Source organism: Mycobacterium sp. KBS0706, from assembly GCF_005938675.2.
Taxonomy (GTDB): Bacteria; Pseudomonadota; Alphaproteobacteria; order DSM-16000; family Inquilinaceae; genus Inquilinus.
In genome coordinates this window covers 40,940-55,671 of sequence record NZ_VCCH02000057.1, presented here as the reverse complement: position 1 = coordinate 55,671, position 14,732 = coordinate 40,940, and the positions used below count along the sequence as shown (strand labels likewise).

The window sequence follows — 14,732 nt, the reverse complement described above, 5'->3', positions numbered from 1 at the left end:
CGCCACTCGTAGAGCGTGCGCCGCGCCACCCAGTTGGCGGCGCGGAACGGCTCCAGCACCGCCGACAGGGCCATCATCGAGAAATTCGGCACCAGGAGGAACCCCACCCGCTGCGGCGGCTCGGTCATCGGATCGTCGGCCATGCCCTGGTTCTGCTGCGCTTCCCGCGGTTTCCGGCATCCGGCCACAGCCCGGCGGCCGACGCAACCCCCGTGCCTGCCGGGTCAGCGGCGCTTCCGGTCGCGGGACCGTCCCCGCAGGATCAGGACCACGAAGCCGCCGATCAGCAGCACGGCCGCCACCGCCGCGGCGGCGGCGATGCGGACGGCCCGGCCGCCGTCGATCCCGGCCAGGTCGCCGGTGATGGCGAAGCTCCAGGCTCCGATTCCGGCGAGGAAGGCGGCGATGGCCGCGATCAGCAGGGCGATGCGCATGATGCCGAAGACTGGTTGGGCTCGCAGGGCGAAAGGGCGCGGCTGGCGACCACGAACAGCAAGGCGGCCAGCACCGGCGGCCCGAGCGGGACCTCGAGCTGGAGGGACACGGTGCGGATGACGAGCGGCGCGACGAAGACCGCGAACAGCACCGTCTTCTCCCACGGCCGGAAGCCGGTTCGCTGCGCCGAGGCCATCAGCCAAGCCATTGGCAGCGCCAGCAGCACCAGATCGTAGTCGAGCAGGAAGGGAGAGGCCAGCGCCGCCATCGCCGCCATCAGCGCGCCGAGATCGAGTCCGCACGGACGGGCGCGGCGGATGCCCCACAGCAGCCCGCACAGCGCCAGCCCGACGGCAATCTGCGCGGCATAGGCGGTGCCGACGCCGCCGCCCAGCAGCCGGACCGCGGCGAAGGGGCTGACCATCTTCGCCGGGCCGACCAGATCCTGCTCCAGCACCGCGCGGGCCAGCGCGGTCTGCGCCAGGAAGCCCCGCCAGACGGCGGTGCCGAAGACCAGCCAGGACAGCAGGCACAACGCGGAGGCCGACAGCGCGGCGGCGATCAGTGTCCGCCACCGTCCGGCCGCCGCCAGGGCGACGGGGACCACGACGGCCAGGTGCGGCTTGAACACCAGCCCGCCGAAGGCCATTCCGGCCAGCACCGGCCGGCGGTCCAGCGCCAGCATCACCGCGCCGAAGCAGGCGGTGGAGAGAAAGCCGTTCTGGCCGTGCCCGGCATTCATCAGCACCGCCGGATAGGCCAGGATCGGCAGCGCCGCCCAGCGTTGCGGCAGCAGCGCGCGCAGGCAGCGCCAATAGGCCAGGCCGGTGATGCCCAGCCACAGGGTCAGCGACCAGAGATAGGGCAGCGCCGCCAGCGGCAGGCAGGCCAGCAGGAAGACCGGCGGGTAGAGGAAGGCGTAGTAGCTCTCGTCGGTCGCCGGCACCGCGATCCGCTGCACGGCGTAATGCGCCGCCGGGTCGTAGGCGGCTGCCGGCCGCCCGTCCAGCGCGAGCCCGGAGGCCGCCCAGAAGCTGACGAAATCGGACCCGAGCGGAAAGCCGGCGACGGTGACCCCGTCCCGCGACAGGGCGACCCAACCGACGGCGACGATGGCCAGCATGACGGCGAGGACCCGGACATAGGCCTGCGCGCGCTCGGCCGACAGCCAGGCGGCATCCCGGAGAAAGACGACGAGCCGGCCCGCCCGGCGCCTGCCCTGCCCTGCCCCCTGCCCGCTCATCCGTCGCCTTCCGCCGCCGCCGGAGCCCATCCTGCCCGGGCGGTCCTATGACTGTCGAGAAATGTGACCTGCAACCCGAGTGCGGAGTTGGTCACGGCGATTAGCAGGGATCTCCACCTCGCTCCCACCCACGTCTCTGTGCGCCGCCCGTCTTAGCCAGCAAAGCCAAAGGCAGCCGGCGCCAATAGCAGAGGCGCCCAAATGGCCAACCTGGTACGCCGCAAATTCACCCCGCTGCGCCGCAGAAGATGCAACTGAATCTGAACCGCGAGCAGGAGGGTCGCGGCGAAAACGGAACTCGCGCTGATCAGGCTCAAAAGTCCGACAGCATCCAGGATCGCGAGGGAAGCGACCATGAGTGCAACGCAGCCCCCCAGCCACACCGTTGCTGTCCGAGTGATCAACGCACGATCCAGCCGCAGGGCAATCTGCGACATGGACACCCACCAGATCGCCTGAATGCAGGTGATCGGAAGAATCACCGACAGGTGCGGTATCTGCTCGCGCCAAGACGAAACCAACCTGCCAGCGAACAGATCGAACGCCAATACCAGCACAACGGCAACGGTCAGCATCGCCGCCAAGCACCTTGTATAAAACCAGTCAAACCACTCAGGATCGCCTTCATACATCTTCTTAAAATATGCAGTGACGACAATCGAGTGAACAAGAATTATAGAAGCCGACAAACGAAAACAAATAGAATACAGCGAAACATCTTCCAAAGACATGAACGTACCGATCAAAATCCTGGAACTATTCGCCAAGCCAACATAGATAATCGAATTTACCATCATAAAGAAGCCAATTGAGATCGCCTCCCCATAGGCCGCGAAGAAGCTTGGCCGGACCGCCACCATCAAGCCGCCCGCCGCAGCCACCAGTACAGCTGTGAATACCGCACCATATCCAATAGAAACGGAACGTGTATCGGGCGTACCAATACCAATTAAAATAACAAAACCGACTAATATAAACACATACAGAGAAAGATTGTCGGCTAGCATAATCACGTATGGCCAGCCTTTAGCCCGAAAGTACACGCTGCTGGTGATTTGAGCACCAGCTCCCGCCACGGCGATACAGGCGAATGTCCCGGGCCAGCCGAAGCCAGAAGCCTGGACGACGGCTGCAGCCAAAAATGATAAGATTCCGGTCACGAAGGTCTGGAAGAACAAAATATCTAAGACCTTCCGGTCTTTTCTAACAAGTACCATTTGAGGAATAGCCCCGGTTACCCCAAGGCTCATTATCTGCGAAACTACCACGCCGACACTCAACCCAAACTCAATCGCGCCATAATCCTCGATAGCCATTAACTGCGACAATAGCAGAGGCCCAGCAAACGCTATGCCTTTGCTAAATCCAAACGCAAAGAGGAAGGAAGAAACTTTCAACCCTACTCTGCGCAACTCCGCAATGGTCATTTTATCTCGTCAGATCCATAGCATGGAATTGCTGTATACCTGACACTCAGCGACCCGGCGCGCTCGCCATTCTGGATCTCGTTGACCCTCAGGCTCAGCGAGGGCCTCCTCAAGCCGCTCGAGGAAGGGGCGCCTGTCGGTCAGACTCATCCGAGGTACGGCGCCTGCGTCATCCTCTCTGCGATGATCGTCCATTTGCTGTGCACCCAGCCGTTGAGGGGGGCTATATAGTGGAGTCGGCCATGCGAGACTGGAACAAACGACGGAAGGAAACCAGTCGCCCGCAGATAGTAGTTGTACTGCTCCTTGAAGTATGCATTCTCAGTCACTCCATCTCGTACCTGTCGTGATCTAAGAATGCGGCGCAGAATCGGTCCATAAGTGAGCCGACCAAGGTACTGCTCTCTTTGTGCGATAAGCAATCCGCCATCAGCTAGAATACGATGACATTCACGCAGCGTCGTCCACATATTTCGCGAATGATGAAGCGCCGAATCAAAAAAAACTACCTCGAATGACTTATCCGCAAAACTCAACGGGTCGGTGAAGTCTGCTTCAGAGAACGTCATCCGCTCTGTCGTTCCGCCCACACGAGCAGCAATGCGGTCAGCCAGGGCGGACATCCGCGTTGCAGATATATCCGAGCAGTGCATCGACCGGACCCACGGCTCTCGCGACAGCATCAACGACATCGTGCACGTGCCGGCCCCAAGTTCGAGCGTTCGGATGCCTCCTCGCTTCGCGGCATAGTGGGCCAACTTTGGCTTAAATGACGCCTGATACTCTCGCATCATGGCTTCATGACGGTCTAAGAATCCGGGAACCTCGAAGTATTGCACTTCATTGTCATAGTGCTGCTTGTCGAGCGACTGCGCTTCTCCAGCGATGCCTTCATGACCATTGACCATATTCATCAGGGCAGCTCTTCGAAAAAACTTGTCGCGAATTTCCCCGCATCGAGCGCGTCAGTCTGCCAACGCGAGCGCAGCGGCGCAATGCCTTTATCCGACACAACGATCACTTCCACCCACAGATTTCCGCTCCCGTCTCATTCTGTGCCAGGATCTGCCGGGCCGTACCATCGGTCAGCTTGTCGGCCTGGCTGGTGTAGATCGGCCGAGCCCAGGCGCAATCAGTCGCGCGACCACCGCTTCCGCAGCTCGTCAGCAGCGGTGCCGTCACCAGCGCGGCGAATGCGATCCTCGATCCGGTTCCGCGTGTCGACCGCGTCGCGATAGGCTTCATGATCTTCCGCCTCCTGTTCCCGTTCCTGCGCCTGGCGACCCTGTCGCCGGCCGAGCAGCAGGGCGCCTCCGATCGCCAGCACCACAGCGCCGGCAGCGATGATCCACCGGCCCAGCTTCGAGCCGGCGAACCAGGCCCACGCCGCGGCGATCATTTCCGTCTCAGCGCCAGCCAGACGATGATGGCGATCGTGGCCGCCGCGCCGCCGGCCAGCAGCAGCCACCAGGGCAACGCGGCGATGTCGCGGATAATCGGGATCGCCGGCGCCGCCGTCTGCAGCCCGTCGGTGACGGCACCGACCAGCGCGATGCTGCCGCCGCCGGCGATAGCGGCTGTCTTGGCCACGTTTGCGGCACGGCTAGACACCACCTTGCCAGGCGGCTTCACCCCGGCGCGGAACAGCCCGTCGTCGAGGGTGGCTTGGCTGTAGACGCACCGGCCGTTCTCGTGGGTGACGATGGCGCGCACCAGCGGCGCGAGGTGGGCGTAGCCGTGCAGGTCCAGCACGGCGTCCGGCCCGAAGCCGGTCAGCCGGGCGACATGGTCGACATAGGCCGAGCTCATATTCTCGCCCGGCGGCGCCCAGCGATTGATGATGCTGCTGATCGTCCGCAGGCCGTGCCGGTCTTGATAGGCGATCAGCAGCACGGCCAGGGCTCGGATTCCCCATTCGACAGCCGAGAACACCTCGAACCGGGCGCCGTTCTGGCGGTACTCGGTGGTGTTGCGGTAGTCTGCGTCGGAGAGTCGGCCCTGCCACTTGTTGGCCGAGCTCCGCTCGATGTTCCCCGGGTTCAGATTCCGCTCGCCGCGGGTCTGTCCAGCCATGGCGGTCTCCTGGAATGGAAGAGCCCCGCGCGAGGCGGGGCTGGTTGACGGATTGTCTCTGCCGCTGGGTCGCGGCAGGCGCTAGCATCGGTGCGACTGTCAAGGGGGAGTGGACATGAACACGCTGCCGAAGATCGGGGCCGCGATGCTGTTGGCCGGGCTGTCAGCGTGCTCCGGCGAGTGGGGGCCGACTCCCCCGCCGAAGCCCAAGCAGCCCAGCGTGCTGGACCGGGCCGCCGAACCTCTGGTGAAGGACCTCGGCGGCACCGTGGGCCCACAGGGCGGCATCGTCTTCCAAGGCCAGCCGCCGAAATGAGGCGGACGTCGAGGCCGGCGAGCCGATTGCAGACCGAAGCCGAGCCGGTGCAGGACCTGCACCGCCCCGCCCCGCCCCGTCGCCGGTCGCGTTCCGCGGTCGCCGCCTCGGCCGCGGCCTGGGCTTCCTGCCGCGCCGCGATCTGCTCGGCCGCCGCGGTCCGTAGCCGGATCGCTCCCACTCCCCGCCGCATCGGATCGTGATGTCGTTCGGCGGCCGGGCCGGTCGACCGGCGCCATCACCGGGCGCTTGACAACCTCGGCCGGATACGCGCCCAGCGCCGGCAGCAGGATGATGGCCTCATTTCGCCGGCCGGGGGCGTTCGACCGGCGCCACGAGGCTGTTGAGCAGCGGCTCAATGGCGTCAACGCGGCCAGTCAGTTTGTCGACCCGCCCGGTCAGCCCCTGCAAATCGGCCGCGGCGGCGTAGCCGGCCCGGTCTCTCGCCAACTGGTCGACGATGACCTTCACCTCGGCTTGGTCCTTCGCCAGCTGGTCGACCTTGGCGACCACGCCGAACAGGCCGTCCAGCCGGCTCAGAATCGATTCCGAGATGCGGTAGCCGAGGCCGCCCATCACGGCCAGGCCGACGAACAAGCAGATCCGATAGACCCAGGCGGCCGGGCTGTCCTTGCGGATGACGATGTTCTCCGGCGGCAGCACCTCCTGCATCCGCTCCTCCTTTCCGGGCATGAAAAAGCCCGCCGGAGGCGGGCGAAAGGCGCTGGCGTTCAACGCCGGGAGCGGCCAAGATCGGCCAGATTCATCGTGGCGAATTGCATATGACCCGGCTTGCCGAATACAGCCTGATCAACCCTCGCGCATTGACACCCGTCAGCGTGCTGCTGTGGATGTGCGTGGCCTGGCTGACCATCTACTGGCTTGCACCGGTCGAGATGTACACGTCGCCCGCCACCTATCCCTACATCCTTCTTGGTGGATGCCTCGTTAGCCTGCTCTTGGGGCTCGTACTATTCGAGTCACGCACGCGTACGAGCCGGCCGGCGGATCCGGATGAGTGGACGCGCCTATACCGAGTCACCTTCGCGCTCGGATTGCTGGGCATCGGGCTAAGAATCTTCGACTGGGCGGTGTTGCGCGGCTTGTCGGTCGACGTCGGCTTTTTCGAGAATCGAGAAAAGATCGAAACAGCCGGCGCTAGTGCCTTCTCAATGGCCTCAACGCTGCTGATACCGTTCACGTTGGCACCTTACATGTTCCACGCGGTGGGACGCCGGAACGGCGCAAGAGTCGGTCGAGCATGGATGAGCATCGGATTGGCTCTGCTATGGCCTGTTCTTACCATCGTAATCGGCTCCCGATCCAGTATGTTTATGAGCATCGGGATGCTGCTGATTTCCCGCCTCATTATCTTCCCACACACATCAAAGAAGATCATCGCATTCTGCATCGCGTTTGTTTTGACTCTTCTTTACCTTGGTGGAATACTATTCATTGCCAGAATTAGTGAATTCGGATTGAATATAGAGAAATCTATTAAATTATCTGCCTTCACACACATGGTACCAGTAACATCAGATTATTTCAGGTTTGTAGCAAATCTCTCCGATTGGGGACGCGACACCGTTTTCATTGGAACTACCTTCGCTCAGTATGTTCTTCACGGCGTTCCCGAATTTGTTTATCTAACCGAGCACTATCATAATGGCGAGCAATGGGGTGGATATACGTTTTCTATTTTTGTCCGACTGGCCCACGCTCTTTGGGGGTTGGACTACGATGGTAACTTGGTAACGATGTCGACCCCGCGGGTCGGCATCTACACGACGATGTTCGGGCCGTTCTTTGTCGATTTTGGCGCCTTCGCTCCAGTCTTCTGTTTTCTGCTCGGGGCTCTCATCTCGTGGACTCGCAGCCGGGTGCTGGCCGGCGAGATAGCAGTACTCCCGCTTTATATTGCCTTCGTCATGCAGGTGGCATCGGCCATCGTCGTGAACACATTCATGTCAGCTTATGGGATCTTCTACAATCTGGCGTTCGGAGCTCTCTGGCTTGCCATCGTGGTGGCGCGAAGCAGGCCACGCGCAATGGGCCGCGAGGTGATGGCTTAAGGACACATCACCTCGGCCTCTGCCGCGTTGGCTGGCCGGTTACAATCGTGTCCGGCGGGACGTCTCTGCTGACGACTGCACCCGCACCGATCACCGCCCGATCACCAATCGTAACGCCACCGAGGACAATTGCGTCCGCACCGACCCAGACGCCTTCGCCGATCGCGATCGGCTTATGCACGTGCGGATAGGGCGCCGCAGCCGAGAAATCGAGACCAGCGGTCTCCACATAGACGCCCTTCGATAGGTGCACGTGATCGCCCAGATGTATCGCCGAGGCGGCACCAATCGTGCAGCGCGGACCGATGATTACACCCCGCCCAAGACTGATGTAGCTGGGGTTCTTTACCTCCGCAGACCAATGGCAGAAGCAATCCTCCGATCGCGGGAACAGCGTGGCCGTCTTGGCTGCGCTCGCCAGGCTTGAGGATGCGCGACCTACCACCATGAGGCAGCGTACCAGCAATCTCGCCGGCGCCGAGCGGAGCAGGGCCCGAATTGCGCGCTTCACTCCGCCCGACCCTCCTCCTGGCCGCCATTACGACGGGCGGATGGTGCCCGCACCACAGGGCGAACGCAACCGCCGATCAGGTCCCGTCGAAGGTGTTCGCCACCCAGGCTGCCACCACCTCGGCATACTGATGCATGCCAGCCTGCGACGGGTGCAACATGTCGCCGTTGTCCAGCGTTTGCATGCCCGTGTCGGCGTCGGTCGAGACCACCACCTCGCTGCTGGCGAAGGCCGTGACTTGGTTGATGTGGGCCCAGATCGGCAGCACCTTGACCTGCGGATTGGCCAGCGTCCGCTTGAACTTCAGGATCTTACGCACCGCTAGGCCATAGGCATCGTTCCAACGGGCGTCGCCAGCAGCCATCCGCGGCAGGGTCGGCAGCGCGAGCGCGATCTTGACCCCCGGCACTGCGGCCAGGATTGAGCCCACCATGATGATGATCCCCTTCTCGATCCACTCCGCTGCCTCGCTCGGCGCATATGAGCCGATGTCATTGGTGCCGAGGCAGATCCAGACGTGTGTCGGCGGCGTGATGCCGGTGCCGGTCAGATAGTAGGAAAAGTCGTAAATGCGGCCATTGTAGATCGAGCCGGCTGGGTCGCCGCCGACCGACGGGCGAGTCCATGGGTCCATCAATTGTTTCTCGGCCAGGGTCGCCGCGAGATAACCGGAGAAACTGGTGACCGGCGTCAGATAGCTGGTGCGGGCCCGGATATGGTCGGTGATGGTTGAGCCTGGGCGCCCCTCGTTCAGGCCGCATGTGCCGGACATCGTCACCGAATTGCCGCGGGCCGATAGGATCGACTGAACATAGAGGGAAAGCGTCTGCGACATGATGCTGTCGCCGATGCCCATCACGCGGACCGCGCCGGCCCCGGACACCGCGGCCTTGTGAACTGTGATGGCCGCCGATCGATAGGACCGGCCGAGCCCAGCCCCGCCGGCGGGATCGCTGTAGCGATGCGCCCACAGGTTTGCGCTGGCGCCGAGCTCGCCCGGATCGATGACGAAGGAGCCCGCCTCCTTCGTCTGTTCATAGGGCTTGGCGGCAAGATCGTTGATGTTCGGATTGGGGGCGGACAGGGTCGTCAGCACGCCCTTCCGCTCGGTCCGCTTCTCATAGAGGTTGTCGATGTGCAGCAACTGTTTCCGTCCCAGGATCAGCCACAGATCTTCACCATAGAGGATCGACGGCATCGGATCGGTCACCGTCGCCTGGGCCTCCAGGTTGGAGAGGCGGATGCCATTCGCCGGGGTCGTCGGAAAGTCGTTCCTCTCGACCCACTGCGCACCCTGGCCGAAGGCGTACTGCACGCCGGCAACGCGAACCTCCGGCGTGCCGCCGGACAGGCCGGTGCCGAGTAGCACATAGGTGTACTCACCGGCGCCCGGGTTGTTGACCTGCCAGTCCGGTACCGTCGAGGCGATGCTGTATATTGCCGCCCGATTCGAGATCGTCTTCTCCAGCACCAGCGGGATGCTCTGCGCCGTCGTTCCGTTGGACTTCAGGAACCGGATGGTCGGAGCGCCATAGGTGTTGTCGACGGTTGCCTCTAGCCAGACCCGGGCGAAGAATGGCTTGCCGGCTCGATTGTCCGGGATTTTGTCGCCGATGTAGGGCCACGCCAAGGCCGAATCGATCGAGCGGATGGCGCGGCCGAAGCCGGCGGCGATCAGCGCCGCGTCGGCCACGTCGACCATCTCCAGCCGCGATGGCTTGTTCTCCCATACGAAGGGAGACGACAGCAGACGGTCGCCCTTGCCCCAGGCAAAGTCGTTCTTGCCGAGCCCCTGCCCCATGCGGCCGATGTGTGGCCACGGCGAGAAGAACTCGCCGCCCCAGCTCCAGCCGATGAGGATGCCGATCGTCGGGTCGACCTGGAATGGCGTAGCGCCGCCGGCGGTAGCCTTGTACTGGTTCACGCCGGTCCGGAAGTCCCACCAATAGGTGATGATGGCGGTGTTCGACGCCGTCGTGTCGAAGGCCTCGTAGCGGTCGGTCGCCGCCACCGTGTGGCTGAAGATCGCCGCCTCGCTGCGGACCGTGGCGCTGGGGATCAGCACCTTGTTCTCGGCCCGGCTGTGGACCATCGGCGTCAACGGCGCGAAGCCCGAGATCTGACTGGCCGGGCTAAGGTCGCGGACCCGGTACGGCGACCAATAGCCGGCGCTCGTGGCCGGAAACGTGATGATCGGGACGATTTGATCCGCCCCCGTAGCCGGCAGAGTGAAGTCGCCGCCGGTCGCACCGATGACTTTGAAGGTGTTGTCGGCCCGGTCAAGGTAGACGAAGCTCCGCTGGATTGACGGGGTCGCCGGAATCGTCAACTTGCACCAGCCAGGCTTTTCTGTGCTGTCGGCATTGGCGGCAGTGATGTTGCTCGCCGTCGCGCCAGGGGTGTCGATGAAGATCGCGCGCGGGATGTAGACCTGCCAGGTGCCGCCGCCGAGCACGTTAAGGCGGTCGATGATGATCTCGTTCGACAGCACCACGACCCGACGCATGGTGGCGTGCATCAGGTCGACGAGGTCCTTCAGCGACTGAATGCGATCGGTGCCGGCGATCCAGGTGTCGGTGGCGTCGTTGTAGACCCAGACGGTCGGGAAGTTGTTGGCCGGGGTCGGATCGGACCACAGCAGCGCCGGCTGGCCATTAGCCTGCGTCAGGTCGGCATTCATCGCCGCCTTGTTGGGATAAGTCTCCATCCCGGCGGCCGTGGAGATGGCCTCGAGGAACCGGCCCCAGCGGCGGACATCCACCTTGTTCGGCTCATGAGCCGAGCCGTCGGGGTTGTAGTCCGCCCAGATCTCGTCGACGTTCGGGGTGGCCATAGCGGCATCGCTCCATCAGGTTGTCATGTAAGCCGCCAGGGCGGCGAAATGTCAGGCGGCGCCGACGGCGACCAGGTAGGCGTGCTTGGCATTGTAGAGGGCGGTTTCCTCCGCCGGCGTCAGCGCGCCGCCGATCGACGCCGCCGAGACCTGAGCGTCGCTGTAAGTTGTCGTGCCTCGGCGCAGCAGATAGAGGAGGTCGTTGAAGATGGATGTGCTGGCCTGCGACAGGTCGCCGAGCGACGTGGCGTTGTGGTAGCGCGAATAGGCGCCTGACCCGGCCCGCGACAGGCAGAAGAACTCGGTGGAGTTCGGCGTGCCGGCCGCGACGCCAGTTGAGACATTGTCGTTTAGTCGGGTGACGATCTGGCCGGCGGTGGCGTTCTTGCTGCTGATGAAGGCTTGGCCGTTGCCGATTTCCGACATGGCGCCGTTGGTGGTTGAGCTCGACGCGGTGCGGACCCAGACCGCGAGGTGAGCGTCGTTGAGCCCGTAGTGGCCGCCGGCGGTCAAAGGGTTGAATCCGGTTGAGAGATAGCCGCCCGGCGTGACCCCGGAGCCCGTCCCGGTGTAGCCGCGGTCCGTAGTGAACGTCGGCGACGACACGGCCGTCAGCGCAAAGGTCGCCGGTGCCTTCGCGTTCAACCGCGCGGCCTGCGCGTCATGCGCCGCCAGCAGATAGAGCGCGTCCAGCTTCGCCCACACCCCGGCCGATTTCAGGCTCTCGACCAGATCCTTGATCAGCGTCTGCCGGGCATAGGTCGGCCGCGCCGTCATCGCGGCGATATAGGCCCACGCATCAGCGTCGATCGCCACGATCGTGATCGTCACCGAGCCGGACGCCACGCTCTCGTTGCCGCCGACGGTCTGCGTCGCCGTCATGGCGTTGGCGCCGGTGCCGAGATCGGTCGAGGGCGTGGCCGTCCAGCTGCCGTCGCCGGCCGCCGTGGCGGTGCCGACCTGGACGGCGTTGGCGTAGAGCCTGATCGATGCTCCGGCCACAGCGCCGTTGCCGGCCACCACGGGCCGCTTGTCGTAGCTGCCGATCGGCCCGGCCGGGCTGGTGATCGCCGGCGCCGCGGGCGATACCTCCGCCAGCACGCCGCCCGCCGGGACGCTCTCGACGTTGCTCCAGTTGGCCGAGGTCGCGAAGTACCACCAGTCGCCTGGCGCGACCGTCTCGACATGGCTCTGTGTCGACAGCGGCGCGCAGTACAGCGGCCCATCGATCAGCGTCGCGCCGCTGTCCGGTCCGAACGCGTTGCTGCCGTTCCGGTAGAAGCGCAGCGAGAGGTGCTTCGGGTCGTTCGGCGCCTTGGCGGAGACCGTCACCTGCCCGACCGCCGGCGTATTCGCTTGAGCCGTCAGGTTGGTCGGCGACAGCGGCGCCACCGGATCGGCCACCGCCGTAAAGCTTGCCGGCGGCGACCAGTCGCTGCCCGATCCACGCGGCCCGATGAAGCGCACCTGCGCCTCATAGGCCGTGCCGTCCTCCAGCGGGAAGGTCTCGACCTGGTTGTCGTCCTGCGCCACCGGCAGCGGCTGCCACGGGGAGACGGGATCGGTCACCGGCCGATAGCGGGCCTTCGCCACATAAACCGACCGGGGCGGCGGATCCCAGGTGACGACCCCGACCGCGACAGGCATCTGCATGTTGTAGAGCCTGTGCGCGATCGTGACCGCGACGTGCTCCGGCACCGGCATCTCGCCATCATCGTCGCCGTCCGACGGCGGCACGGCCGGGTCCTGCTCGTCGGTCTCCGCGGTCCACTCCCACCAGCCGTCGTAGCTGGTCACCTCCAGGCTCACCGTCATGTCGGCCTGGTTCAGGCTCATGCCGGTGATCTCGAACAGCGCGTCGATGTCGAGCTCGGCGATCTGCAGCCGGATCCACCGCTCGCCCCAGGCATCGAGCCCGGCGAGCGTCGTCCGGATGCGGCCCGTATGCGAGGGGTTGCCGCGCCTCAGAACCTCTCTGGCGACGCGCTGCGCCTGGCTCTCGGACGGAACGAAGCGCAGCTTGATCTGGCTGCTCTCGACGCCGTTGCGGTCGATCGCCGCCTGGTCCAGCTGGATGCCGGCTTCGGTCTCCGCCCATTCCCAGGCCTGGCTGACATAGGTCGCCCGCACCTCGTTGATCCGCTCGATCGCCGGCTTGCCCTGGTTCAGGTCCCATTCGAGGATGTGCTCCTCGGTCAGCGTCACCGCCGCGGTGGAACCCGGCGCTCCGACCGTCAGGCCGAGCTTGCCGTCGGGTCCCTGGATGATCCGGCCGCCGCACGCGTCGAGCAGGTCCTGCAGCACCGCCTTGCGGTCCTCGGTCAGCTCGTAGGCGCCCCAGGCCCGCCAGCGCGGCTCGACGCCGCCGGCCTTCAGCGGAATTTCCTGGTCGCAGATGTCGGCGGCGGCCGCGAAGCTGTCCAGGTCGATCCGGTCGAGCGCGACGCCGAAGCCCACCGGAACGCCCCGCTCCAGGCGCGTCATGTAGTCCAGGACCACCAGCGCCGCGTTGTCCGACCAGCTCCAGGTCGTCTCGTCATCTATCTCCTGGTCGCCGGGCCCCGTCCCCTCCTCGCGCGGGTCGAAGACCTTGGCGCCCCGCAGCACCGTCCGATAGGGAGGCGGTCCCGACGGGAAGACCTTGATCTGATCCTCGTCCTTGAGGTCGGCATACTTCACATAGGTGCAGCACAGGCCACGGCCACGGTGATCCGTCGTCCAGAAATCGTCGTCGATGTCGGTGATGCTCTGGTCCGGCGCGCCCGACCAATGCACGATCGTGACAACCTCGAACTTGCCCCATGGGTCATCGGTGACCACACCGTCGTCGACCTGCACCCGCTCGTCGTTCAGCCAATGCTCTTCCAGCGCGTCGCACTCATGCGCGGCATGGCAGATCAACGTCTTCAGATCGCCGTCCGGCGTGCTGTCGTAATAAAGGAATACGCCGCCCAGGCGCTGGCGGCCGTACAGACGCGTCCGCGGCGGGATCGCCTGCTTGATGCTGACGTCGCCGTCCTGCATCTTCGGCTTGTCCGGCGTCTGGGCTAGCAGCGTCTGCGCCAGCGTCCCGGCGATCGACAGGCCGACGCCGATAGCCGTCCACCCGGTCACGGTCAGGCCGAGGAAGCCGGCCGCACCGGCCGCGCCGGCCGCCGCACCGGCGGCCCCGACGAAGGCGCTGCCCGCACCGATCGCGAGAGGAAGTGCAGCCGGCATCAGAACCTCCAGGCGAACGAAGCGTGCGGCGTGGTCGACAACTGGTCGCCGGTCTTGGCCATCCAGGCGAGCTGCCCGCGGATCGCCAGCGCCGGGCCCCTCCCGGTGACGATGATGCCGATGTCGCCGGCCCAGGCGTCCGGCGGCGCAACCAGCCTTGCACCGATGCGCCTCATGGCGTTCGCGGCGACACGGACCAGGCCGCCTTCGGCCAGCAGCAGCCGCGCGTATTCGCGCTCGGTGCGATAGGCGCCACGCCAGCTGGCCGCCGGATCGATTCCGGTCTGCTGCAGCACCCAGTCCGCCGCCCAGAGGCTGCAATCCATCCTGCCGAGCACGAACGGCATCGTGTTGCCCACACGCTGGTGGGCGGCGAGGTCGGCGAGAAGCGAGGCCATCAGGAGAGCCGGTTGCGATCCGCCACGCTGATCGGCCTGCTGCCGCCCGGGCTGCGCGGGTTGCCGGACAGGCCGCCATTGATCGCGACCGACTTCGCCTCGCGCTCGGCCCGCGCTTCCTCCTTGGCCTCCAATTCGGCAACACGGTCCCGCAGCGCGCCGACGAGGGCGCACAGTTCATCGAACTGCATGGATGCCTCCTGGG

At 64.9% G+C, this 14,732-nt stretch carries 14 protein-coding genes; 2 read left to right on the top strand and 12 right to left on the bottom strand.

Annotated features, from left to right (window positions below; all coding sequences use genetic code 11):
* Positions 1-224: 224 nt before the first annotated feature.
* The 6 genes from FFK22_RS26725 to FFK22_RS26700 all read right to left on the bottom strand — a co-directional run bounded on the left by FFK22_RS26725 (position 225) and on the right by FFK22_RS26700 (position 5,178).
* Positions 225-434, bottom strand: coding sequence for a hypothetical protein (locus tag FFK22_RS26725; protein WP_138887799.1), 210 nt, complete (start codon positions 432-434; stop codon positions 225-227).
* Positions 416-1,678, bottom strand: a complete 1,263-nt coding sequence (locus FFK22_RS26720) for a glycosyltransferase family 87 protein (protein ID WP_186002667.1) — start codon at positions 1,676-1,678, stop codon at positions 416-418. Before FFK22_RS26720 ends, FFK22_RS26725 begins: the two co-directional genes overlap by 19 nt.
* Before the next feature lie 152 nt (positions 1,679-1,830).
* A complete protein-coding gene (locus FFK22_RS26715; protein WP_138887801.1) occupies positions 1,831-3,105 on the bottom strand; it encodes a lipopolysaccharide biosynthesis protein in 1,275 nt (424 codons plus the stop codon).
* 146 nt (positions 3,106-3,251) lie between these two features.
* The gene (locus FFK22_RS26710) at positions 3,252-4,019 is read right to left on the bottom strand and encodes a class I SAM-dependent methyltransferase (RefSeq protein WP_138887802.1); all 768 of its coding nucleotides are present in this window, start codon (positions 4,017-4,019) and stop codon (positions 3,252-3,254) included.
* 218 nt (positions 4,020-4,237) lie between these two features.
* Entirely contained in the window at positions 4,238-4,504 is a 267-nt protein-coding gene (locus FFK22_RS26705; RefSeq protein WP_138887803.1) for a DUF2905 domain-containing protein, read from the bottom strand.
* Positions 4,501-5,178 (bottom strand): structural protein P5, encoded by a 678-nt coding sequence (locus FFK22_RS26700; protein ID WP_138887804.1) that lies wholly within the window; start codon positions 5,176-5,178, stop codon positions 4,501-4,503. Before FFK22_RS26700 ends, FFK22_RS26705 begins: the two co-directional genes overlap by 4 nt.
* 115 nt (positions 5,179-5,293) lie before the next feature.
* Here FFK22_RS26700 and FFK22_RS26695 point away from each other — a divergent pair, with 115 nt between their 5' ends.
* Positions 5,294-5,494 (top strand): hypothetical protein, encoded by a 201-nt coding sequence (locus FFK22_RS26695; protein WP_138887805.1) that lies wholly within the window; start codon positions 5,294-5,296, stop codon positions 5,492-5,494.
* A gap of 300 nt (positions 5,495-5,794) precedes the next feature.
* Here the strand turns inward: FFK22_RS26695 and FFK22_RS26690 are convergent, their stop codons facing one another.
* Entirely contained in the window at positions 5,795-6,166 is a 372-nt protein-coding gene (locus FFK22_RS26690) for a hypothetical protein (RefSeq protein ID WP_138887806.1), read from the bottom strand.
* 110 nt (positions 6,167-6,276) lie between these two features.
* On the opposite strand from FFK22_RS26690, the gene FFK22_RS26685 reads away from it, so the two are divergent.
* A complete protein-coding gene (locus FFK22_RS26685) occupies positions 6,277-7,566 on the top strand; it encodes an O-antigen polymerase (protein ID WP_138887807.1) in 1,290 nt (429 codons plus the stop codon).
* 7 nt (positions 7,567-7,573) lie between these two features.
* Here the strand turns inward: FFK22_RS26685 and FFK22_RS44540 are convergent, their stop codons facing one another.
* The 5 genes from FFK22_RS44540 to FFK22_RS26660 all read right to left on the bottom strand — a co-directional run bounded on the left by FFK22_RS44540 (position 7,574) and on the right by FFK22_RS26660 (position 14,718).
* On the bottom strand, positions 7,574-8,077 hold the full coding sequence (locus tag FFK22_RS44540) for a DapH/DapD/GlmU-related protein (protein WP_143956875.1): 504 nt from the start codon (positions 8,075-8,077) through the stop codon (positions 7,574-7,576).
* A gap of 76 nt (positions 8,078-8,153) precedes the next feature.
* Positions 8,154-10,757, bottom strand: a complete 2,604-nt coding sequence (locus tag FFK22_RS26675) for an SGNH/GDSL hydrolase family protein (protein WP_138887808.1) — start codon at positions 10,755-10,757, stop codon at positions 8,154-8,156.
* A 204-nt stretch (positions 10,758-10,961) separates the two neighbouring features.
* Complete coding sequence (locus FFK22_RS26670) at positions 10,962-14,129, bottom strand: phage tail protein (RefSeq protein WP_138887809.1); 3,168 nt, start codon at positions 14,127-14,129, stop codon at positions 10,962-10,964.
* Positions 14,129-14,527, bottom strand: coding sequence for a hypothetical protein (locus FFK22_RS26665; protein WP_138887810.1), 399 nt, complete (start codon positions 14,525-14,527; stop codon positions 14,129-14,131). Before FFK22_RS26665 ends, FFK22_RS26670 begins: the two co-directional genes overlap by 1 nt.
* Entirely contained in the window at positions 14,527-14,718 is a 192-nt protein-coding gene (locus tag FFK22_RS26660; protein ID WP_138887811.1) for a hypothetical protein, read from the bottom strand. Before FFK22_RS26660 ends, FFK22_RS26665 begins: the two co-directional genes overlap by 1 nt.
* Positions 14,719-14,732: the final 14 nt, after the last annotated feature.